The following is a 23287-nucleotide window of genomic DNA, read 5'->3' as shown; positions in this document are numbered from 1 at the left end:
AAAAGGCATTTCAGTTTTGTCACCCACCCGTGTCACAATCATGGAAATTTGTCATGGCTAGCGGACTGTCACCCAGTCGGCGGCGTTCCCCCACCTTTTCCTGATTCTTGAATCCGAGACCAGCGATGAGTACGCAGCAACCCAGCATCATCTACACCCTGACCGACGAAGCACCGCTTCTGGCCACCGGCTCCTTTCTCCCGATCATCCGCACCTTCACCGCCCCCGCCGGCGTGAAGGTCGAGACCAGCGACATCTCGGTGGCCGGCCGTATCCTCGGCGAATTCCCCGAGTTCCTGACCGAAGAGCAGCGCGTGCCGGACAACCTCGCCGAGCTGGGCCGTCTCACGCAACTGCCGGACACGAACATCATCAAGCTGCCGAACATCAGCGCGTCGGTGTTCCAGCTCCAGAGCGCCATCAAGGAACTGCAGTCGAAGGGCTACAAGGTCCCCGACTATCCGGAAGATCCGAAGACCGACGAAGAAAAGGCCATCCAGAAACGCTACTCGAAGTGCCTGGGCTCGGCCGTGAACCCGGTGCTGCGTGAAGGCAACTCGGATCGCCGCGCACCGCTGGCCGTCAAGAACTACGCCAAGAAGCACCCGCACAGCATGGGCGAATGGAGCATGGCGTCTCGCACGCACGTCGCGCACATGAAGCATGGCGACTTCTACCACGGCGAAAAGTCGATGACGCTCGACCGCGCCCGCGACGTCAAGATGGAACTCGTCACCAAGAGCGGCAAGACGATCGTGCTCAAGCCGAAGGTCTCGCTGCTCGAGGGCGAGATCATCGACAGCATGTTCATGAGCAAGAAGGCGCTGTGCGCGTTCTACGAAGAGCAGATGGAAGACGCGCGCAAGACCGGCGTGATGTTCTCCCTGCACGTGAAGGCCACCATGATGAAGGTCTCGCACCCGATCGTGTTCGGCCACGCCGTGAAGATCTTCTACAAGGAAGCCTTCGAGAAGCACGGCAAGCTGTTCGACGAACTGGGCGTAAACGTCAACAACGGTCTGGTGAACCTCTACGAGAAGATCGAGGCGCTGCCGAGCTCGAAGCGCGAAGAGATCATTCGCGACCTGCACGCCTGCCACGAGCACCGTCCGGAACTGGCGATGGTCGACTCGGCCAAGGGCATCTCGAACCTGCACGCACCGAACGACGTGATCGTCGACGCGTCGATGCCGGCGATGATCCGCCTGGGCGGCAAGATGTGGGGCGCCGACGGCCGTCCGAAGGACACGAAGGCGGTGATCCCGGAGAGCACGTTCGCTCGCATTTATCAGGAAATCATCAACTTCTGCAAGACGAACGGCGCGTTCGATCCGACCACGATGGGGACGGTGCCGAACGTCGGCCTGATGGCCCAGAAGGCCGAAGAGTACGGCTCGCACGACAAGACGTTCGAAATCCCCGAAGACGGCGTGGCGAACATCGTCGACATCGACACGGGCGAAGTGCTGCTCTCGCAGAACGTCGAGGCCGGCGACATCTGGCGCATGTGCCAGGTCAAGGACGCCCCGATCCGCGACTGGGTGAAGCTCGCGGTGAACCGCGTGCGCAACTCGGGCATGCCGGCGGTGTTCTGGCTCGACCCGTATCGTCCGCACGAGGCCGAGCTGATCAAGAAGGTCGAGAAGTACCTCAAGGATCACGACACCACCGGCCTCGACATCCAGATCATGTCGCAAGTGCGCGCCATGCGTTACACGCTCGAGCGTGTGATCCGCGGCCTGGACACCATCTCGGTGACCGGCAACATTCTGCGCGACTACCTCACCGACCTGTTCCCGATCATGGAACTGGGCACCAGCGCCAAGATGCTCTCGATCGTGCCGCTGATGGCCGGCGGCGGCATGTACGAAACGGGCGCCGGCGGCTCGGCGCCGAAGCACGTCAAGCAACTCGTCGAAGAGAACCACCTGCGCTGGGACTCGCTCGGCGAATTCCTGGCACTGGCCGTGTCGCTCGAAGACCTGGGCATCAAGACCGGCAACGCTCGCGCCAAGATCCTCGCCAAGACGCTCGACGCCGCCACGGGCAAGCTGCTCGACAACAACAAGAACCCGTCGCCGAAGACCGGCGAGCTGGACAACCGCGGCAGCCAGTTCTACCTGGCAATGTACTGGGCGCAGGAACTGGCCGCGCAGCAGGACGACGCCGATCTGGCGAAGGTCTTCGCGCCGCTGGCCAAGCAACTGACCGAGAACGAGAAGACCATCGTGGGCGAACTCGCCGACGTGCAGGGCAAGCCGGTGGACATCGGCGGCTACTACAAGCCCGACTTCGACAAGCTCGACCAGGTCATGCGTCCGAGCAAGACGTTCAACGCGGCGCTGGAGAGCATCGCGAAGGCGGCGTAAAGCACGATGTAGGGAAGACGGCGGCCCGTCGCGGCGAGGCGCCCTTGACTGGGCACCTCGCTCGCAGCCCCCTGCTGCCAGACGTAAAAAAGCCGGCATTTTGCAATGCCGGCTTTTTGTTGCCTTCACCACCGTGCGGCGATATATCGCGCTGCGACTCCGTCAGAGCGCGCGATGCACCGCACGCGCGGGCTTCAGCGATTGACCTGCGCCTTCGATTGCGTGAGCGCCAGCACGGCGCCCAGTGCAAGGGCGGCCGACACGCAGTACATGCCGGCGTTGGTGCTTTGCGTCACGTCCTTGAGCCAGCCGATGATGAACGGGCTCACGAAGCCGGCCAGGTTGCCGATCGAGTTGATCATGCCGATGGCCGCCGCGGCCGAGCCGCCCACCAGCAGCGCACTCGGATACGTCCAGAACACCGGCATCGTGGCGAGCATGCCGGCCGTGCCGACCGACAGCGCGACCATCGCGAGCGGCACGTTGTTGCCCCACACGGTGCTCAGGTACAGGCCCACCGCGCCGGCCATCGACACCACGGCGAAGTGCCAGCGGCGCTCGCCCGTGCGATCCGAGCTGCGCGCCACGGCAATCATGCTCACGACCGCGCAGGCATACGGGATCGCGGTCAGCAACCCCACGTCGAGCGCGCTCTTCACGCCGCTTGCCTTGATGAGCGTCGGCAGATAGAAGCCGATGCCGTAGAGGCCCATCATGCAGCAGAAGTAGATCACCGCCATCTTCCACACGTGCGCGTTGGCAAAGACCGACGCCACCGAATGCTGCGCCTTGCCGGCGCCGTCCTGCGCAATGTTGTACTCGAGCACCGCCTTTTCTTCTTCGGTCAGCCACGAGGCCGCTCGAATGCCGTTGGGCAGGTACATCAGCGTGATCACACCGAGAATGACCGACGGAACCGCTTCGATGAAGAACAGCCACTGCCAGGCCGCCCAGCCGCCCACGCCGTTGAACGCGGCGAGAATCCAGCCCGAGAGGGGACCGCCGAACACGCCCGCGATGGGAATGCCGATCATGAACAGCGCATTCATGCGGCCACGGCGCTGCGCCGGGAACCAGTAGGTCAGATACAGCACGATGCCGGGGAAGAAACCCGCCTCGGCCACACCGAGCAGGAACCGCACGATATAGAACTGCGTGGGCGTCGTCACGAACAGCGTGGCGGCCGAGAGCACGGCCCACGAGATCATGATGCGCGCGATCCAGCGGCGCGCACCGACCTTGTGCATGATGATGTTGCTCGGCACCTCGAAGAAGAAGTAGCCGATGAAGAAGATGCCCGCGCCCAGACCGTACACGGTCTCGCTGAACTGGAGGTCGCTCAGCATCTGCAGCTTCGCGAAGCCGACGTTGACGCGATCCAGATAGGCCGCGACATAGCACAGGAAAAGGAACGGCAACAAACGCCAGGTCGCTTTCGCGTAGGCGCGCGCCTCGATGGCGCTCGCGTGCGCGTTGGGTCGGGTACCGCTAGCGATAGTACTCATGGTCTCCACTTTGAACCTCGGCTGCCTGCGCAGCCAGAATCACGACTGCAACACTGCCTCCGGACCACTCGCACCGATCACGCTGCCTTACCCACTCGACCGCTCTGAAAGACCTCACGATTCCCGCTGTACGGGAATCGATCACGCGGAGTCCGGAGCACTGTCTCCGGACGTCTCGTCCCGCCCACAGGCGGGTTACGCGACGTTTCTCACCCTGCCATCCCCTTTTGTTGTTGGGAGGCCGACGCGATTGTAAACCATAGGAGAGCGCTGCATCCGGAACATCATGTCGATTCGCGCTGGCCCGGCGACACAGACAGACAGCGCGCGGCAGCAAAGCGTTGTCCGGCGCCTGTCACCGACGGCGCGCGCGTAGCGCGAGCACCACCAGCACGCCCGCGACAGCCGCGAGCGCGCCGCACAGGAACACGGCGCGATAACCGAACGGGTTCGCAACGGCGCCGGCGAGCGGGCCGGTCAGCAGGATCGCCACGTCCTGGAACGCCGCATAGGTGCCCAGACTCGTGCCGCGGCTCGCCGCCGGGGCGCGCTTGACGACCTCGATGCCGAGCGACGGAAAGATCAGCGACGCCCCGGCTCCGGCAAGCGCGGTGCCGAGCAGCGCCAGCCACGCCACCGGCGCTTGCCAGACGAGCAGCAGACCGATCGCTTCGACGCCGAGCGAAGCTTGCGCCACCCGCAGGTTGCCCAAACGCTCGGGCCAGCGGCCGCCGATCAGACGCAGCAGCACGAAGGCCAGCCCGAACGCGGACAGTGCAAGCGCGGCGCCTTGCCAACGCGACGCATCGAAGTACAGCACCACGAACGCGCCGACCACGGCGAACCCCACGCCTTGCAGCGCGAGCGCGAGCCCTGGCAGGAAGACGATGCGCAGCACCTGCGAGTACGGCAGCGCGCCGCCCGCCTGATGCGCCGGCGCGACAGCGGGAATGCGCGCCACGACCGCCCGGCCGACGAGCGGCAGCAGCGCGATGAGCACGGCCACGCCGGTGAGCGACGTGCTGCCGTATAGCGCCAGACCGAGCGGCGCGCCGACGGCGAAGCCGCCGAAGACGGCAGCGCCGGTCCATGACATGACGCGTCCCGATTGCGGAGCGCCCAGGCAGGCGATGGCCCACGTCAACGTGCCGGTGATGCACAGGCTCTCGCCTACGCCGAGCAGCAGCCGCGAGATCGTGAGCGCCGCGAGGCGAGGTGCGGGCGCGAGCGCAACGAGGCTCGTCGCGAGCATCGCGATGCCGGACAGGCCGACGAACAGCAGCCCTCGCATGAGCGCGACGCGTGCGCCGCGCTGGTCGGCGGTGCGCCCCGCGAACTTGCGTGTGAGCACGGTCGCGAGCGACTGGATGCCCACGGCAAAGCCGACGATGACGTTGTGATAACCGAGCGTGTCGTGCACGAACAGCGGCACGACCGAGAGCGACATGCCGATGGTCAGGCATGCGAGAAAGACGTTGGCGGAAAAACGCACCAGCAACGCGGTGGCGTTGGCGGGCGCGGCAGGCGTGACAGGGGCCGCGGGTTGCGCGGGTGCAGCAGTAGACGACATGAGAGAAGACTCCCTTTTGGGCCGGCAAACGCGCAGGCGTCGGCGCGACGCGCCAGGCACCAAGCGGTCCTCGGCGGACCGATGAGGCCCGAAGGCGCATTGCGAACGACACGCGCGACGCAGACCGGCGATCGGACAACCGCGACGAAAGCGTGGACGGAAAAGGCAAGTCGGATGGACGAGGCGCGCGTGGCGCGCAGGGCACCGGGTCAAGCGCTGATTGGGCAGCCCGGCGGTTCACCAGCGAACGCACGCTCCTCGATCGACGTGCCGGACCACCGGCCGCTGTCGCGGAGAATGCGTTGGTTGACGTGAACGCTTACGTGGCATTGACGGAATTCGCCGCCGCATGCCAGAAATCAGTTCGCATTCTAGCCACGGCTTTTGCGTTACGCAAGGTGCGTTAGAGCATCGTGCGCCCCGTGGCCCGCGCTGTGCGCGCACCCGACGAGCCGTGTCAGCCATCGGCACGCAAGAGTCCCCAGCACAGGCGGTACAACTCGTCCTCGAACTCCGGCGTGCCGAGCAGCGGCGAGTCTTCGAGTGCCGCCGAGCGCAGCGTGCCCATGACGGCGCGCGTGAGCACGAAGACGGTGGCTGCGCTCGGGGCTCGCATCTCCGGCGCGTCGCGTCGCGCCATTGCCACGGCAATGTGCTCGGACGCCTCGCGCATGGCCTGCATGATGTTCTCGTGATGGTCGAGCTGCCAGGCCATCTTGATGAGCGAGCGCTTCACGCGCCCGCCTGCGCCAAACGCCTCGATCAGCACGCGCAGCCGTTCGCGAATGACTCGCTCGGGATCGGCGCCCTCCTGCGCCGCCCGCGCGATGCGCTCGTTGAGTTCGTCCATCACGCGACGTCGCTCGCGCGCGATCATCGCGAGCAGAATGGCCTCTTTCGTGGGGAAGTACTGATACAGCGTGCCGATCGAGAATCCCGCCTTCCTGGCGATGCGGTTGGTCGTCAGCGCCGTCTCGCCTTCTTCGTCGAGAATCTGAGCGGTGGCCTCGAAAATGGTCTCGACGGTGTGCTGCGCGCGGGCCTGCATCGGGCGCTTTCGCATGGTGGACGAGGCGTTCGGGGCGACGGTCGGCTTGGCGGTGGACATGGCGAAAAACTGAGCGGGAAGCGAGTTGCGGCAAAGCGCCTGAAAAATGAATAATGCTCACATTCGCAACCAAATTCAAGCGGCGCGGAATTTCCGCCCCTGGCCGAAGAGGTAAATCGCCATGAGCAACGACACGTCTGCCCTGACGGTGCGCAAGCTGAGCGTCGATCTCGCCAGTGGCTTCGATCGCCACTGGCACAGCGGGGACGCGTACCGATCGATGTATTACAACGCGCTGTCGATGAGCTTTCCCGTCGGCGAGCAGTCCTTTATCGATTCCGTGCGCGACGCGATGGATGCGCTGCCCGACGATGCGCGCTACGACGGGTTGCGCGCCGACATTGCGCAGTTCATCGGGCAGGAAGCCACGCATCGGCATCTGCACGGTCAGTACAACGCGCAGCTCGCCCGGCAGGGACTCGTCAACCATTGGGAGAACTGGGCCACGGCGCGCATCCGCTGGGCGAAGCGCCGCAAGCTCTCGCCGATGTACATGCTCGCGGTGACAGCCGCCTATGAGCATTGCACGGCGGTGTTTGGCGACGGCGCGCTTCGCTACGAGCGCTGGCTGGCGAAGGCCGAGCCGAAGATGCGCCTGATGTGGCGCTGGCACGCCGCCGAGGAAACCGAGCACAAGGCCGTGGCGTTCGATCTCTATCGCGCGCTCGGCGGCAGCGAGCGGCAGCGCGTGCTCACGTATCTTTACGTGCTTTTCATGTTCGCCGTGGAAAGCCATGCGCAGACCATCAACAACCTCTGGCACGACGGTACGCTGTTCAAGCCCCGCACGTGGTGGGGCTTCGCCACGATGTTCTTCGGACGCGACGGCGTGGTCTGGCGCTGCACTGTGCCGATGCTGAAATACCTCCGGCCGTCGTTCCATCCGAACCGCCACGGCGATCCGAAGCTTGCCGAGCATTGGCTCGCGGCGCATCGCGCCGACTGGCGCGCCATTCGGTGATCGCCGCGTCCTCGCACCAGGCCCGCATCGGCGAAGCCGCGGGAAAGCCACGGTGTTAACCCCAGAAGTGTGACACCCGCAACGGAATACCGAGTATCAGCCTTCGGTGATATGCCGCACGTCACGCGTTGATAATAATAATCACGCCTCAATGCAGCACCGATAACCGCGCAAAGCGAAGTCAGTGTGTCAATGACTCAGGCGTGCCCCTTGCACTCTTCGGTGAAAAGAGAAGTCCAGAGGCACGCACAATCAAAACGAGACGGAGACACATTCATGAGCAAGGCAGCAGGTTGGCTGCGAGGCGCGCTCGCCCTCGCGGTTTGCGGCGCGGCGGGCGTCGCGCACGCACAATCGAACCACGCACCATCGAACGTATCGCTCTACGGCCAGGTGGACGCCTGGGTCGGCGCCGCCAAAGCGCCGGGCGGCGAACGCGCATGGACCCAGGGCGGTGGCGGCATGTCCACGTCGTACTGGGGGATGAAGGGCTCGGAGGACCTGGGCGGCGGCCTCAAGGCCGTTTTCACGCTGGAAGACTTCTTCCTGCCGCAAAGCGGTCGCTACGGCCGCTTCACCGGCGACAGCTTCTTCTCGCGCAACGCATACGTCGGCCTGCAATCGAATACGCTGGGCACGGTTACGATGGGTCGCCTGACCACGTCGTATTTCGTCTCGACGATTCTCTTCAACCCGTTCGTCGACTCCTATACGTTCAGCCCGATGGTCTACCACACGTTCCTGGGCCTGGCCGGCCAGGGCATCGTGGGCGACTCGGGCTGGAGCAACGCGGTGATGTACGCCACACCCGACTACAAGGGTCTGGGCGCGAGCATTTCATACGCGTTCGGCAACAAGGCCGGCGAGACCGGCCAGAACAAATGGAGCGCCGCGGCGATGTACTTCCACGGCCCGCTCGCCGCCACGCTCGCCTATCAGCAGGTGAAGTTCGACTCGGTGCCCGACGACCAGGCCGGCATCACCGGCTTTCGCAACCAGCAGGCGCTGCAGGCGGGCCTGACCTACGACTTCCAGGTAGTGAAGCTCTACGGTCAGTACCAGTACATCAGGAACAACATCACCGGCGGCGACCTGTCGTCCAACGGCGGCCAGCTCGGCGTCTCGGTGCCGCTGGGCGGTGGGAGCGTCATGGCGTCGTATGCCTACACGAAGAACTCGGGGCAGAACAACGCGAGCCGCAACACGTGGGCCATCGGCTACGACTACAACCTGTCCAAACGCACGGACCTGTACGCCGCCTACCTCAACGACAAGGTGTCCGGGCTGGAAGCGGGCAATACTTTCGGGGTGGGCATGCGCACCAAGTTCTGACAAACTCGGATGCACGGGCGCGCCCGCAGTACAATGCGCGCGCCCCCGCTGCACACGGACAACGGCATAACAAAGTCACAAGGAGCGCACGTTGCTGACCAAATTCTTCAAACTCGAGGAGCATGGCTCCAATGTACGGACGGAAATGGTGGCCGGTCTCACGACCTTCCTCACCATGTCGTACATCATCTTCGTCAACCCCAACATTCTGGGCACGACCGGCATGGACAAGAGCGCCGTGTTCGTGGCGACGTGTCTTGCCGCCGCGATCGGCTCGGTGGTCATGGCGTTCGTGGCCAACTACCCGATCGGCATGGCCCCGGGCATGGGGCTCAACGCCTTCTTCGCCTTCACGGTCGTGGGCGCCATGGGCTACACCTGGCAACAGGCGCTCGGCGCGGTCTTCATCTCGGGGTGTCTGTTCATCATCCTGACCGTCACGGGCATACGCTCCTGGCTGATCGCGGGGGTTCCCAAATCGCTGCGATGCGCCATCGCCGCCGGTATCGGTCTGTTCCTCGCGATCATCGCGCTGGGCAACGCCGGCGTGGTCGTGGCCAACCCGGCGACAAAGGTCGGCCTGGGGGACCTGCACTCGCCGCAGGCGCTGCTGGCGATCTTCGGCTTCTTCCTGATTGCCGTGCTCGACGCACTGCGCGTTCGCGGCGCCATCCTGATCGGCATCCTGGTCGTGACGGTCCTGTCGATGGTGTTCGGCCTGAACCAGTTCCAGGGCGTGTTCGCCATGCCGCCGAGCCTCTCGCCAACGTTCCTCCAGCTCGACATTCCGGGCGCCCTGCACGCCGGCTTCGTGCATGTGATCCTGGCTTTCGTGCTGGTGGAAGTGTTCGATGCGACCGGTACGCTCATGGGCGTGGCCAAGCGCGCCGGCCTGCTCGAAGGCACGCACTACAAGGGCCTGGGCCGCGCGCTCTTCGCCGACTCGATCGCCATTTTCATCGGCTCGCTGCTCGGCACGAGCAGCACCACGGCATACGTGGAAAGCGCCTCGGGCGTGCAGGCGGGCGGCCGCACCGGCCTCACGGCCCTCACAATCGCCGTGCTGTTCGTCCTCGCGCTGTTCATCGCGCCGCTCGCCGGTTCGGTGCCCGCCTACGCAGCCGCCCCGGCACTGCTGTACGTGGCCGGCCTGATGCTGCGCGAACTGCTCGACGTGGAGTGGGACGACATCACGGAAGCCACGCCGGCCGCGCTCACGGCGCTGGCCATGCCGTTCACATACTCGATCGCGACAGGTCTGGCCTTCGGCTTCATCTCCTACGCCGTGCTCAAGCTGTTCACCGGGCGTGCGAAGGAAGTTCACCCGGCCGCGTGGGTCATCGCGGTGCTGTTCGTGCTCAAGTACATCTTCTTCCCGGGCTGAACACCGTCTCGTCGCGCCGGCCGTAGCACTGCCGCGGCCCGCGCCATCGCGAAGCCGGAAAGACAGCGGCCCGCCGGGGATTCCCGGCGGGCCGCTTCTCGTTTTCCGTTGCCTGTTTTCTGTTTTTCCGTTTCGTTTCTTCCTACGCCCTCGCGGCTGCGATCAGCGCCGCCAGCGTCGCACGCTGCCGGCCCTGCGCGTCGAAGTTCTCCGGCGAGAGCCACTGCTCGAATCCGCGGCTGACAGCCGGCCACTCCCCGTCCGTGATCGAGAACCACGCCGTGTCGCGGCTGCGGCCCCGATACACGATCGCCTGGCGAAAGACGCCTTCGAAAGTGAAACCGTATCGCGCTGCCGCCCGGCGCGAGGGCGCATTGAGCGCATCGCACTTCCACTCGTACCGGCGATAACCCAGTTCGTCGAACGCGCGTCGCATCAGCAGGTATTGCGCTTCGGTGCCCGCCCGCGTGCGCTTGAGCAATGGCGAATACGCCACGTGCCCGACCTCGATCACGCCGTTCGCCGTGTCGACGCGCATCAACGCCAGCGTGCCCACGGCCTTGTCCGTCTCGCCATCCACCACCACGTGGTGCAACGGGTCGGCCGAGGCCGCCATCCGGGTGGCGTAAGCGTAGTAGCTGTCGAAAGTCGGGAACGGACCGCCGGACATGTAGGTCCAGTCGCGACCGTCGGGCGCCGTCGCGTATGCTTCGTACAACTCCCTCGCATGGCGCTCGACGTCCATCGGCGCGAGGCGGCAATACCGGCCCTGAATCGACGTGCGCGGCGGCAGCATGCGCGGCGTCCAGTTCGGCAATGCAGGGCCAATCGGCTGGTCGTACTCGTTAAATGCAGGAACGTCTGTCATGCCTCGTCTCCGGTGATCGCGCAATGGACTGCGTGTCGTCCATGGCAATTAAAGTACCGCATTGGTGGTACGATAAAAAGCACCACAATTGTGGAATCTGATGGTGCCAGGCCGTTTCATTCCTGCCCATGATCATCTGCCTATCCGCCAATCCGACTACCCGACCATCCGAGCGTCCACCATGGCCACCGCCGCGAAGCACTCTGGCTCCCACGTCTCGCCGCAAAACGTTGCGGCGCTCTTCGACACGCCCTTGACGACCGGGCCCGGGCGGGGCGTATCGCTCCAGAAGCAACTGCTCGCCCGTCTCAAGCACGCGATTCTCGAAGGTCGCCTGCCCGCCGGCGCGCGGCTGCCGGCGTCGCGCACGCTGGCCGAAGACCTCGCCGTCTCGCGCAACACGGTCTCCATCGTCTACGACCAGCTCGCCGCCGAAGGCTTCATCGTCGCGCACCGTCTCGGCACCCGCGTCGCGCAACTCAGTCTCGACCCCGCCATCTCCGCCGAGGCGGCCGAAGCGGTCCGGCAGCGCGCGAGCGCCGCCGCACAACCCATGGCCGGCGCGACCGGCACACCGGCGCCGCCGGCGTCCCGGCGCATTCAGCGCCTGCCCGCCACGCGGCACGCTGCGCGCGCCGACGAATCGCCGCTGCCGTTCACGCCTGGCGTACCGGCTCTCACGCGCTTTCCCGCCAGCGCCTGGCGCCGCACACTCGAGCGCGTGATGCGCGAAGCCCAGCCGCGCCACTATCACTACGGCGACCCGCTTGGCGAACCCGCCCTGCGCGACGCCATCGCCGCTCACCTGCGCATCTCGCGCGGCGTGCGCTGCGATGCCGCACAGGTCGTCATCACGGAAGGCGCGCACGAGGCGCTGATTCTATGTGTTCGCCTGCTCACGGACCCGGGCGACACGGTGTGGATGGAAGACCCCGGCTATCGCGGCGCCAAGGCCGCCTTCCATGCCAGCGACGTTCGCGTGCAGGCGCTGCGCGTCGACAACGAGGGCGTCGTGATTCCGGAGGGACTGTGGGCGCGCGCCACGCCGCGCCTCGTCTACGTCACGCCGTCGCACCAATATCCGCTGGGCAGCGTGCTCTCGGCGTCCCGCCGTCTCGAACTGATCGCGCAGGCGCGGCAACACGGCACATGGATTCTGGAGGACGACTACGATAGCGAATTCCGCCATCAGGGCGAGCCGATCGCCGCCATGCAGGGCATGGTGCCGGACGCCCCGGTGGTCTACGTCGGCACCTTCAGCAAGACGATGTTCCCCGCCCTTCGTCTCGGCTTCCTGATTCTGCCGACCGCGCTCGCGACGCAGGCGCGCGATGCGCTCGACGAACTCCTGCGCGGCGGCCACCGTTTCGAGCAACTCGCGCTGGCGGACTTTATCCGCAGCGGGCAGTTCGCTCGTCACCTGGGTCGCATGCGCCGTCTCTATCGCGAGCGCCAGGCCGCCCTGCGCGACGCGCTCGCCGCCCACTTCGATCCGGCTTACGCGGTCATCGGCGAGCGCTGCGGCCTGCATCTGACGGTTCGACTCGACCCCGCCTTTCCAGACAAGGCGATCGTGGCCGCCGCACAGCGCGAGGGCATGGGGCCACGCGCGCTGTCGAGTTTTGCCATCGATCCGCAGCCGACGGACAACGGTCTGGTGATCGGCTACGGCGACACGGACGCCTCGCGTATCCCCGGCCTGATCAAGCGCCTCGCCGCGATCGTCGCCGCACAAAAAAGCCCCGCTTGAAGCGGGGCTTATCGAAGGCCATCGGGCGCCGTGGGGTGCTACGGCGTGCTATCGGGTGCGATGGACCCGGGCGTCGCGCAGGGCACCACGCAGGACATTACGCACGTCATTGCGCAGGTCAGCACGCACCATCACGCAGCGCGCACGGTCTTCTCTCGCGCCCCGCGAGCCTCGTCGCCTTCACCGGCTTCGTCGGCTTGCCCGGTCGGCTCGGCCCCGCGCGCCATCCACAGCGTGAGCAACACCGCGGCGACGGCCGCCACGGCAGCGCACAGATAGACCTCGGCGTAGCCATACGCACCCACGATCAGCCCGGCCACGGGCCCCGTCACGCCCAGCGCGACGTCGAGGAAAACGGAGTACGCGCCCAGCGCCGCGCCGCGGTTCTGCGCTGGCACGAGATTGACCGCTGCCACGCCCAGCGACGGAAACACCAGCGAGAAGCCCGCGCCCGAGAGAGCCGCACCGAGCAGCGCCGTGAAGCCGGTCGGTGCAACGCCCAGCACGATGAGTCCGAAAGCCTCGAGGGCGAACGACGCCATGGCCACGCGATAGCCGCCGAAGCGCGCGATGCTGCCGCCCAGCAGCAGGCGCACTCCCATGAAGCACAACCCGAACGCGCTCAGCGCCAGTGCCGCGTTGTCCCAATGGTGGCTCGCGTAGTAGAGCGTAATGAACGTGGAGATCGCGCCGAAGCCGATCGAGCCGAGCGCCAGGCCCGTGCCGAACGGCCATACCCGGCCGAGCACCGCGCGAAATGCCAGCCGCTCGCCATGAATGACCGGCGTCGCCCGCTTCATGCGCGCCAGCACGAGACCGAGCACGCCTGCCAGCGCGATCGTGCCGCCCAGCGCTTCGATACCATATGCGCTGTCGATCGCCACGCCCAGCGGCGCGCCGAGGGCCAGCGCGCCGTAGGTGGCCACCCCGTTCCACGAGATCACGCGTGCGGTATGACCGGAACCCACTTGTCCGATGCCCCACATGATGGCGCCCGTCGACACCCAGCTCTCACCGAAGCCGAGCACCAGGCGGCCGAGGATCAGCGCCGCGAGCGCCAGCCAGGGCACGCCGGAAAACACGCCGCCCAACGCCACGAGCAATCCCGACGCGCCGCAAGCCACGAGCCCGCACAGCACCGTGCGCTTCGGCCCCCAGGCGTCGGCCGTGCGTCCGGCGTAGGGACGCGAGAGCAGCGTGGCCAGATACTGCATGCTGATCGCCAGGCCTGCGATCACCGAGCTGTATGCGAGATCGACATGCACGAACGAGGGCAGTACCGCAAGCGGCAGGCCGATCGTGAGGTAGCAGAGGAACGTGAAGAAGACGGTGGAGACGATCTGCAACGTCGTGGCGAACTGACCGTTCGCAGGGCGGGTTTCGTTGGGCATTTGCAGAGGGATGAGGAATCGACGAAACCCCAGGACGCGCCGCGCCGCGCGACGGGCAAGCGTTCGCACGATTCGACTCAATCCTAGGGTTTTCCCGGATGATACGCCGTTTCGCGTCTTTTGTGTAAACGCTTAAGAAATGACGGCCGCCCGCGCCTACGCGGCGACATCGCGCCCCTGCTCGTCCCTGCTCGTCCCTGCTCGTCCCTGCTCGTCCCTGCTCGTCCCTGCTCGTCCCTGCTCGCCCGCGGCGACCGGTTGACGGGGGCGCCGGCTCACCGCCCGAGTTCCGCGAGCGCCTTGAGGCTCACCGAGAGCATCGCGAGATCGGCGTTGCCCGCCGACATCTGGTCCGAGAGCACGCGGTGGTAGCGAGCGAGCGCATCGGCGTGCACGAGTTGCCAGCGCGCGACGCGTCGTGCCGCCGGGCTCATGTCGGCGGCCTGCGCCCCGGGGGGCGCGCCGTCGCCGCCCTCCTCGCGCAACGCCAGCACGCTCGCGGTGAGGCGTCTTCGCAGCGCCGACAACTCCTCGAGCAAGGTCGCGCGCGCGAGCCGCTGCCAGTGCGAGAGCATCGGCAAGCCGAGCACGCCGGCATGCAGCCAGGCGTAGCCGAGCGGTCCGTCGAGCGCGAAGTACACCTGCGCGGCCAGTGCCGGCTCGCAACCGCTCGTACTGGCCACTTCGGCAATGTCGAGCAGCGCCACACGCGCACCAATGTCCGCGGCCGTCCGGGCCAGCGAGGCCGGCACGCCCGCGTCGATCAGGCGCTGGCGACGCGCGTTCGCTTCGTCCGCCGCCTCGCCGCTCACCAGCGTATCGAGCGCCGGCAGGAGCGGATCGAGCACGCCGCGCAGGCGCTCCACGGTTTGCGGCACGTCTGTCAGGCGCCTGCGCAGGAACCACAACGTTGCCTGCTCGTGCCACTGCGACATGGCCGCGAAAAGCGCCGCCTGCGTCTCGTGCGAGATCTTCGCGTCGAGCGCGTCGATCTCGAGCCACAGGGCGTCCAGGCCATACGCGCCGCGCGCGGCCAGACTGGCGCGCACGACGTCCGCGGGCTCGGCGCCCGTCTCCTCGCTCAGCCGGTGCACGAACGTCACGCCCGCCCGATTCACGAGCGCATTCGCGTGCATGGTCGCGAGGATCTCGCGCCTGAGCGGGTGGCGCAGCATTGCCGCGCCGCAACGGCTTGCCAGCGGCGTGGGGAAGTACGACGGCAAGTCCTCCGCCACGAACGCCGCATCGGGCAAATCGCTCTCGAGCAGCACGTCGTACAGCCACATCTTGCTATAGGCCATGAGCACCGCGCGCTCGGGCGACGTGAGCCCGGCGCCTGCCGTGCGGCGTGCATCGAGCGCCTCGTCGTCCGGAAGGAACTCGATCGCGCGCGAGAGCCGCTGCGCCCGCTCCAGATACCGCATGAAGCGCGCCTCGCCGTCGAGCGACGCCGCCGCGTGCAAACGCCCAAGCGACAGCGCCTGCGTTTGCAGATAGTTGTCGCGCAACACGAGCGCGCCGACCTCCTCCGTCATCTCGGCGAGCAGCGCGTTGCGCTGCTTGAGCGTCATCTCGCCATCGGTCACCACCAGGCCCAGCAGAATCTTGATGTTGACCTCGTGATCCGAGCAGTCGACGCCGGCCGAGTTGTCGATGGCGTCGGTATTGATGCGGCCGCCGCGTTGCGCGTACTCGATGCGCCCGAGCTGCGTGAGCCCGAGATTGCCGCCCTCGGCCACCACCTTGCAGCGCAAGTCCGAACCGTTCACGCGCAGGCCGTCGTTGGCGCGATCGCCCACCTGCGCGTGCGTTTCGGTGCTCGCCTTCACATAAGTGCCGATACCGCCGTTGTAGAGCAGATCGACGGGCGCCGTGAGCAATGCGCGCAACAGGTCGTTGGGCGCCATCTCGGTCGCCTCGACACCGAGCCATTCACGCACTTGCGGCGAGAGCGCGATGATCTTCGCGGCGCGGGCAAACACGCCGCCGCCCGCTGAAATGCGCTGCGGATCGTAATCTGCCCAGCTGCTGCGCGGCAGTCGGAACAGGCGCTCGCGCTCGGCAAACGAACTGGCGGCGTCGGGCGACGGATCGAGGAAGATGTGCCGGTGATCGAACGCCGCCATGAGCCGGATGTGCTTCGAGAGCAGCATGCCGTTGCCGAAGACGTCGCCCGACATGTCGCCAATGCCGACCACGGTGAAGTCCTGCGTCTGCGTGTCCACGCCCATCTCGCTGAAGTGCCGCTTGACCGACTCCCAGGCGCCGCGCGCCGTGATGCCCATCTTCTTGTGGTCGTAGCCGACCGAGCCGCCGGAGGCGAACGCGTCGCCCAGCCAGAAGCCGTATTCGGCCGAGATGGCGTTCGCGTAGTCGGAGAAGGTGGCCGTGCCCTTGTCGGCGGCCACGACGAGGTACGGATCGTCGCCGTCGACGCGCACGGTGTTCGGCGGCGCCACGAGCTGGCCGTCGACGTAGTTGTCGGTGAGGTCGAGCAGCCCTCGCAGGAAGGTCTGGTAGCACGCCACGCCTTCGGCGAGATAGGCGTCGCGATCGGCCTGCGACGGTGGCTGCTTCACCACGAAACCGCCCTTCGAGCCTACCGGCACGATCACGGTGTTCTTCACCATCTGCGCCTTCACCAGACCGAGCACTTCGGTGCGGAAGTCCTCGCGCCGGTCCGACCAGCGCAGCCCGCCGCGCGCCACGCGGCCGCCGCGCAGATGCACGCCCTCGACGCGCGGCGAATACACCCAGATCTCGAACATCGGCTTCGGTTCGGGCAGGCCCGGCACTTTGGACGGATCGAACTTGAACGACAAATAAGGCTTTTGCGTGAGGCCGCCCTTGTCCGGCTGGAAGTAGTTGGTGCGCAGCGTCGCCTCGAGCACGCCGAGGAACTGGCGCAGGATGCGGTCCTCGTCGAGGTTCGGCACGTCTTCCAGCGCCGCGTGGATCTGCCCGCGCAGACGCTCGGCGTGCGACGCCCGGGCCTCCTCGCCCAGGGCAGGATCGAAGCGCGCGAGGAACAGCCGCACCAGCATGCCGGCAATCGACGGGTTGCCTGTGAGCGCACTTTCGATGTACGCGTTGCTGAAGGTCGAGCCGACCTGGCGGATGTACTTCGCGTAGGCGCGCAGAATACGTACTTCGCGCCACGTCAATCCGGCCTGCAACACCAGGCGGTTGAGGTCGTCGTTCTCGACGTCGCCCGCCCAGATGCGGGCGAACGCCTCCTCGAAGCGCGAGCGGGCGTGCTCCAGATCGACGTCGGCCCCGTCGAGACTGGACATGCCGAAGTCGTGCATCCAGACGACGCCGGCGCCCGCGGGCTCGATGCGATAAGGCCGCTCGTCGTTCACGCGCACGCCGAGGTGCTCGAGCATCGGCAGGCTGCGCGAGAGCGCGATCGGCTCGCCCGCCTGATAGATCTTGAAGCGCAGGGTGCCCGGCGCGGCTTCCAGCGGCCGATAGAGTTGCATGGCCAGCGTCGGGGACGGGGACGACGGGGGCGAAGAGGGCGAAGAGGGCGCCGTTGATCCGACAGGCGCGGCCGACGCACCATCGAGCAGCGGCTCGATCAGTTCGACGTCACGCACCGCGACGCGGGCGGCATAGTCCTCGCGATAACCCGCCGGGAAGGCCTGCGCGTAGCGTCGCAGCGCGCGCGTGCCGCGCTCCTCCCCGAACTGCTCGCGCAAGGCGTCGGACAAGTCGTCCTGCCAGCGACGGGCCGTCTCGACGATGCGCGCCTCGAGCTCGCCGACATCCACGTCAGGCACCTGGCCGGGCTCGGTGCGCACGGTGATGTGAATGCGCGCGAGCATCGACTCGGAGAGCTGCGGCGTGAACTCCACGCTCGTGCCGCGATAGGCCGCCTGCAACAGGTTCTGCACGCGCACGCGCAGGTCGGTGTTGAATTTCTCGCGCGGCACGAACACCAGGCAGGAGACATAGCGGTCGAAGCGGTCGCGCCGCACGAAGAGCCGCGTGCGCTGGCGCTCCTGCAAGCGCAGAATGCCCAGCGCAATGTCGGCGAGCTGATCGACGTCGATCTGAAACAGCTCGTCGCGCGGGTACTGCTCCAGGATCGTGACGAGCGTCTTGGCCAGATGCCCGTTCGGCAGGAAGCCGGTGCGCCCGATCACTTCGGCGACCTTGCGGCGCACGAGCGGAATCTCTTCGGCCGGCACCATGTACACGGTGGACGTGTAAAGGCCGAGGAAGCGGCGCTCGCCGCACACGCGGCCCTGCGCGTCGAAGCGTTTCACGCCCACGTAATCGAGATAGCCGGGGCGGTGGACGGTCGCGCGCGAGTTGGCCTTCGTCAGGAAGATCGGCGCGCTCGCCCGCACGATGCCGATGGCGCCCGGCGAGAGTCTCGTGACGTCGGGCGTCGAGGTGTCGCGGCGCGATTCACGCAGCACGCCGAGGCCGGTGCCCGTCACGCCCTGCAGGTAATGCTCGCCGTCGCGCTCGACCAGTTCGTAGTCGCGATAGCCGAGGAACGTGAAGTGCCGCGCCAGCATCCAGTCGAGGAACGCCTGTGCCTCGTCGATTTCCGTTCGCTCCTGCTCGCTCACGCCCGGGTGTGCGGCGTGCTCGGCAAGCGACTCGATTGCCGCGTGGGCCGCCGCCTGCATGGCCCGCCAGTCGTCGACCGCGGCGCGCACGTCACCCAGCACCCGCCGCAGTCCGTCGGCGAGCGCCTGGATGCGCTCGGGTTCGGAGAAACGGTCGACCTCGATATGGATGTAGGACTCGAAGCGGCTGCCATCGGCCCCCGCCCCGCCCGCGCCGGCGTGCCCATCGTCGCCGGCGCTCGCCAACGCTGCCGACTGCCCCGGCACCTGCGGCGCCTGCGGCACCTCGGACATCTCGGAAATCTCGGCCCCCCCAGGCTCGCCGGATTCGGCCGCGGCCAGCAGCGCGCTTACCTTCGCGCCCACCTCCTTCGCGCCCACCTCCTTCGCGCCCACCTCCTTCGCGCCCACCTTCGCCTCCACCTTCGCCTCTACGTCCGCGCCGGCGCTCGCGCGCCGCAGCCCGGCGCCCGGCACCACGGCAATGCGTTTTCCTGAGGGATCGCGCCGAATGCGATAGACGGGGTGAAACGCCGAGTGCAGCGCCAGGCCCTGCCGGTTGATTTCCATCGTGACCGAATCGACGAGAAACGGCATGTCGTCGTTGACGATCTCGATCACGGTATGACTGCAGTGCCAGCCGTGCTGATCGAGCGTGGGATTGTAGATGCGGATGCGCGGCTCGCCGCCGACGAACTTCTGCCCGAGCTGCCAGTGCGCCATCGCGGCGCCATACAGATCGGCGACGCTTCGCGAGACGACGTCGTCCGCGTCGGCCAGTCCGTAGTAATGCAGGACGAAGGGCTCGAACAGCACGGCCACCTCGGGAGCGCGCTCGGCAGCCATCGCTACGACTTGCGCCATGTGCTGGCGGACTTTCTCTTCCGGATTCGCGGGCATGGGCGACCTCTGCGGGAATGGACGAGACATCGACGGGCAAAGCCATGCTACGCCCGGCGGGCCTGCGCTGGCAACGGCGGTTTGCCCCCGTCCCCGTGCGCGAGGACGCAGGCGCGCACGCCCGGCGTTCCCGGGGTCCATGGTCCCGGCGCCCGACCGGCACGACGGCCCCCGCCGGGCCGGCCGGTATAATTGCGCATGACCTCAAAAGCCACCGATTCGCGCAACGACAGCGCCCCCTTCTCGAGCCTGCCGCTCTCGCCTGCCATGCAGGAGAACCTCGCACGGCTCGGTTACGTCTCGATGACGCCGATCCAGCAGGCGTCGCTGCCCGATATCCTTGCCGGGCACGACATCATCGCGCAGGCCAAGACCGGCAGCGGCAAGACCGCCGCATTCTCGCTCGGCGTGCTGCAACGCGTGGACGCCCGCGACTTCGCCGTGCAGGCCGCCGTGCTCTGCCCTACGCGCGAGCTCGCCGAGCAGGTCGCACAGGAAGTGCGACGCATTGCCCGCGCCGAAGACAACATCAAGGTGCTGACGCTGTGCGGCGGCTCGCCGCTGCGGCCGCAGGCCGAGAGTCTGGCGCATGGCGCCCATGTCGTTGTCGGCACGCCGGGCCGCATCATGGACCACCTCGAGCGCGGCACGCTCTCGCTTGCCGGCCTCAAGACGCTCGTACTCGACGAGGCCGACCGCATGCTCGACATGGGGTTCTTCGACGACATCGCCACGGTCGCACGCCAGACGCCCGCCTCACGCCAGACGCTGCTCTTCTCCGCCACGTATCCCGAAGGCATCGGCAAGCTCGCACAACGCCTGCTGCGCACACCGCGCGAGATCCGTCTGGAGGAAAAACACGGCGCCGGCAAGATCCGCCAGCGGTTCTACGAAGTGCGCGAGGAGGAGCGCCTGCATGCCGTCGGCCAGATTCTCGATCACTTCCGGCCGGTGAGCACCATCGCGTTTTGCAACACGCGCGCGCAATGCCGCGACCTCACCGACGTGCTGCGCGCCGAAGGCTTTCACGCGCTGATGCTGCACGGCGAGCTCGAGCAGCGCGAGCGCGACCAGGTGCTCATCCAGTTCGCCAACCGCAGCTGCTCGGTGCTGGTGGCCACGGACGTGGCCGCGCGCGGGCTCGACATCGCCCAGCTCGAAGCGGTGATCAACGTCGACGTGACGCCCGATCCCGAGGTCTACGTGCATCGCATCGGCCGCACGGGCCGCGCCGACGAGGACGGCTGGGCGTTCAGCCTGGCTTCCATGGACGAGATGGGCCGCGTGGGCAACATCGAAGCTGCGCTCGGCCAAGAAGTGCCGTGGCACAAGCTTTCGGAACTCACGCCGTCAGGCGACGGCCATCTGCTGCCGCCGATGGTGACGATTCAGATGCTCGGCGGCAAGAAGGACAAGATCCGGCCGGGCGACGTGCTCGGTGCGCTGACCGGGGAAGCGGGATTTGCGGCCGCCCAGGTCGGCAAGATCAACGTGCTCGACAACTTCACGTATATTGCGGTGGATCGCGACATCGCCCCCGTGGCGCTGCGCAAGCTGGCCGACGGCCGCGTCAAGGGCCGCAAGGTCAAGGTAAGATTCCTGCAGGACTGACGCCGGCTCGATTCAGCAGTTTCAGCGATTCACCGATTCAGCAGTTTCGTCCGTACCGTTCCCGAAGGCGCCCCGCGCGCCGCGCGAGAAGGAGGCTGCAATGAGGTCACCGCGTACCCTGTGGTTTTCCCCCGCCACGCAGCGCGTGAGCGCCTCGTTGCCAGCCATCCCGACTTTCCGCGCCGCCGTGCTCGCGGCGCTCGCTTGCGCCGCGCTGCTGAGCGCCTGCGCGAGCAAGGGCGTGCCGCCCAATCCCCCGCTCACCGAAGACACCCTCGACGAATACGCGCTCGTGATCGTCGGTCTCGACACGCCGCTGCAGAGCACGTGGGGGCCGTGGACCTTCTCCGACGAATCGCAGACGGTCAACGGCATTCTCGCCAACAAGGTGATCCGCACGCTCAACACCAATCCGCCGACGCGCGGCTTCATTGCGATGCGGGTCTCGCCCCTCATGCGCAACGAGCGTTTCGGGCCGATCGAATTCACCCCGGCCGACAACAGCTATCGCTTCAACTACTGCAAGGGGCGGAAAGTGCCGACGGTGCAGGTGCGTCGCGGCGACGTGATCTACGCGGGAACGCTCGGCCTGGACAGCCACGACGGTCAGATCTGGCTGCGCACCGCCTTCGACATGGCCGGCGCGCGGCGCTTCGTGCAGGCGAACTATCCGTCGCTCGCCGACAAGTTGCAGCCGCAGCCATTTGCCTACTACGAAGTCCGAAGCCAACCCGTCTGCCGGTGAGCGCGCGCCTGCCACGCTCGCCTCGCTCACTGCCCCCGTGGCGCTCGCCCGACGGCGGCTTATGACGCGTCCGGCTCGTCGCCGGGGGCGAGCACGATCTCGCGGCCTTCGCACAGGGCGTTCGCGCGCACGCTGAGCTCGCTCGCCACGTCGGCCAGGTGGCGTTGCAACGTGTCGGCCAGCACCGATTCCGGCGCGTGCGCCGGGCGCAGCATTTCCACCGGAAATTCGATGGCCGGCGACACCCGATACAGTTGCTGCGAGGGCACATGGGCGCTCGCTGCCGTGAACTGGTCGAGCAGTGCATAGCCGAGCCCGTGCTCGACGAGCGCCGCCGCGAGCGAATAGGTCTGCACCATCACTTCGGCGTCCTGCAGCAATTCGGTCTGCTCCAGGCGCTCGTTGATAAGCGCCCCGAGCGGGGTGTCGTCATGCAGCTTGATGAGATCGCGACCGGCGAGCGCGTCGGCGCCCGCCCGGCCCTTGCGCGCGAGTCTCGGCCACGACGACGGCACGGCCAGCACGATATGCCCCTGCGCCACCGGACGGCTCACGATACCGGCGGCCATCGGCGGCGCGGAGACGATGCCCACGTCCACGGACGACGTGAGGATCGCGGTGATCATCTCGGTGGTGTGGTGGGTAATGAGTTCGAACACCACATCGGGATGCGCGCGGCGCATGCGCTCGATCGCCGCGGGCAGCAGGCTGTGCGCGAGGCTGGGCGTTGCGGCAATGCGCAGATGGCCCACGCCGTGCTGGCGCAGATTGCGCGAGGTGGTGCGCAGGCGCTCCAGATCGCTGAAGATGCGCTCGACGTCAGGGTACAGGCGGCGCGCTTCGGCCGTCGGCACGAGACGCCCCTTCACCCGATCGAACAGCTTGAAGCCCAGTTGCTGCTCGGCATGCTGCAACACGCGCGAGACGACGGGTTGCGATACGTTGAGCAATTGCGCCGCGCCGCTGGCCGAACCGGTCAGCACCACCGCGCGAAACGTCTCGATATGCCGCAATTTCATGCCTGCGCCCGTCTCCCCTGAATGCGCGCCGGGTGCGCCGTGCCGGCGACCCTATAGCCAAAAGACATATGCTGCCTCAAATCCGCATAGGTTGCCGAATTTTCTCGCTCTACACTGCGTAGCAAAGGTCGTGTGAAAGCACCGCAGGGCCCACGCGAGGCCCCCATCCTCCCGCTGCGAATATTTTTCCC

Annotated in this window: 14 protein-coding genes; 7 read left to right on the top strand and 7 right to left on the bottom strand. The window is 66.8% G+C overall.

All coding sequences use genetic code 11. The annotated features are described in order from the left end of the window. The first annotated feature begins 125 nt into the window (after window positions 1–125). Window positions 126–2369 (top strand): NADP-dependent isocitrate dehydrogenase, encoded by a 2244-nt coding sequence (locus CDN36_RS13900; protein ID WP_150555173.1) that lies wholly within the window; start codon window positions 126–128, stop codon window positions 2367–2369. Window positions 2370–2563: 194 nt separating this feature from the next. Here the strand turns inward: CDN36_RS13900 and CDN36_RS13895 are convergent, their stop codons facing one another. From CDN36_RS13895 to CDN36_RS13885, 3 genes are all read right to left on the bottom strand, one after another. After that, window positions 2564–3874, bottom strand: a complete 1311-nt coding sequence (locus CDN36_RS13895; RefSeq protein WP_287497010.1) for an MFS transporter — start codon at window positions 3872–3874, stop codon at window positions 2564–2566. A 355-nt stretch (window positions 3875–4229) separates the two neighbouring features. Then, a complete protein-coding gene (locus CDN36_RS13890; RefSeq protein ID WP_287497009.1) occupies window positions 4230–5444 on the bottom strand; it encodes an arabinose transporter in 1215 nt (404 codons plus the stop codon). Window positions 5445–5901: 457 nt separating this feature from the next. Continuing rightward, window positions 5902–6552, bottom strand: a complete 651-nt coding sequence (locus tag CDN36_RS13885) for a TetR/AcrR family transcriptional regulator (RefSeq protein WP_241014163.1) — start codon at window positions 6550–6552, stop codon at window positions 5902–5904. Window positions 6553–6673: 121 nt separating this feature from the next. On the opposite strand from CDN36_RS13885, the gene CDN36_RS13880 reads away from it, so the two are divergent. The 3 genes from CDN36_RS13880 (at window position 6674) to CDN36_RS13870 (ending at window position 10229) form a co-directional block, all read left to right on the top strand. Continuing rightward, the gene (locus CDN36_RS13880) at window positions 6674–7513 is read left to right on the top strand and encodes a metal-dependent hydrolase (RefSeq protein WP_287497008.1); all 840 of its coding nucleotides are present in this window, start codon (window positions 6674–6676) and stop codon (window positions 7511–7513) included. Between the two features lie 276 nt (window positions 7514–7789). Further along, on the top strand, window positions 7790–8845 hold the full coding sequence (locus CDN36_RS13875; RefSeq protein ID WP_150555177.1) for a porin: 1056 nt from the start codon (window positions 7790–7792) through the stop codon (window positions 8843–8845). A 91-nt stretch (window positions 8846–8936) separates the two neighbouring features. Beyond that, a complete protein-coding gene (locus CDN36_RS13870; RefSeq protein ID WP_150555178.1) occupies window positions 8937–10229 on the top strand; it encodes an NCS2 family permease in 1293 nt (430 codons plus the stop codon). Window positions 10230–10371: 142 nt separating this feature from the next. Here CDN36_RS13870 and CDN36_RS13865 read toward each other — a convergent pair whose 3' ends face one another. Continuing rightward, window positions 10372–11097 (bottom strand): GNAT family N-acetyltransferase, encoded by a 726-nt coding sequence (locus CDN36_RS13865; RefSeq protein ID WP_287497007.1) that lies wholly within the window; start codon window positions 11095–11097, stop codon window positions 10372–10374. A gap of 181 nt (window positions 11098–11278) precedes the next feature. On the opposite strand from CDN36_RS13865, the gene pdxR reads away from it, so the two are divergent. Next, window positions 11279–12847 carry a MocR-like pyridoxine biosynthesis transcription factor PdxR gene (pdxR, locus tag CDN36_RS13860; protein WP_287497006.1) on the top strand — a complete coding sequence of 523 codons (1569 nt, stop codon included), beginning with the start codon at window positions 11279–11281 and terminating at the stop codon, window positions 12845–12847. A gap of 131 nt (window positions 12848–12978) precedes the next feature. Here pdxR and CDN36_RS13855 read toward each other — a convergent pair whose 3' ends face one another. After that, window positions 12979–14238, bottom strand: a complete 1260-nt coding sequence (locus CDN36_RS13855) for an MFS transporter (RefSeq protein ID WP_150555181.1) — start codon at window positions 14236–14238, stop codon at window positions 12979–12981. 275 nt (window positions 14239–14513) lie between these two features. After that, window positions 14514–19721 (bottom strand): NAD-glutamate dehydrogenase, encoded by a 5208-nt coding sequence (locus CDN36_RS13850; RefSeq protein WP_502920363.1) that lies wholly within the window; start codon window positions 19719–19721, stop codon window positions 14514–14516. 198 nt (window positions 19722–19919) lie between these two features. On the opposite strand from CDN36_RS13850, the gene dbpA reads away from it, so the two are divergent. Beyond that, window positions 19920–21332 carry an ATP-dependent RNA helicase DbpA gene (gene dbpA, locus CDN36_RS13845; RefSeq protein WP_287497004.1) on the top strand — a complete coding sequence of 471 codons (1413 nt, stop codon included), beginning with the start codon at window positions 19920–19922 and terminating at the stop codon, window positions 21330–21332. A 100-nt stretch (window positions 21333–21432) separates the two neighbouring features. Next, window positions 21433–22077, top strand: a complete 645-nt coding sequence (locus CDN36_RS13840) for a hypothetical protein (RefSeq protein ID WP_287497003.1) — start codon at window positions 21433–21435, stop codon at window positions 22075–22077. 59 nt (window positions 22078–22136) lie between these two features. Here the strand turns inward: CDN36_RS13840 and CDN36_RS13835 are convergent, their stop codons facing one another. Continuing rightward, window positions 22137–23096, bottom strand: coding sequence for a LysR family transcriptional regulator (locus CDN36_RS13835; RefSeq protein WP_287497002.1), 960 nt, complete (start codon window positions 23094–23096; stop codon window positions 22137–22139). Window positions 23097–23287: the final 191 nt, after the last annotated feature.

The organism is Pandoraea sp. CB10b_02 (assembly GCF_002216225.1).
Taxonomy (GTDB): Bacteria; Pseudomonadota; Gammaproteobacteria; order Burkholderiales; family Burkholderiaceae; genus Pandoraea; species Pandoraea nosoerga.
This window is presented reverse-complemented; position numbering and strand designations above follow the sequence as displayed.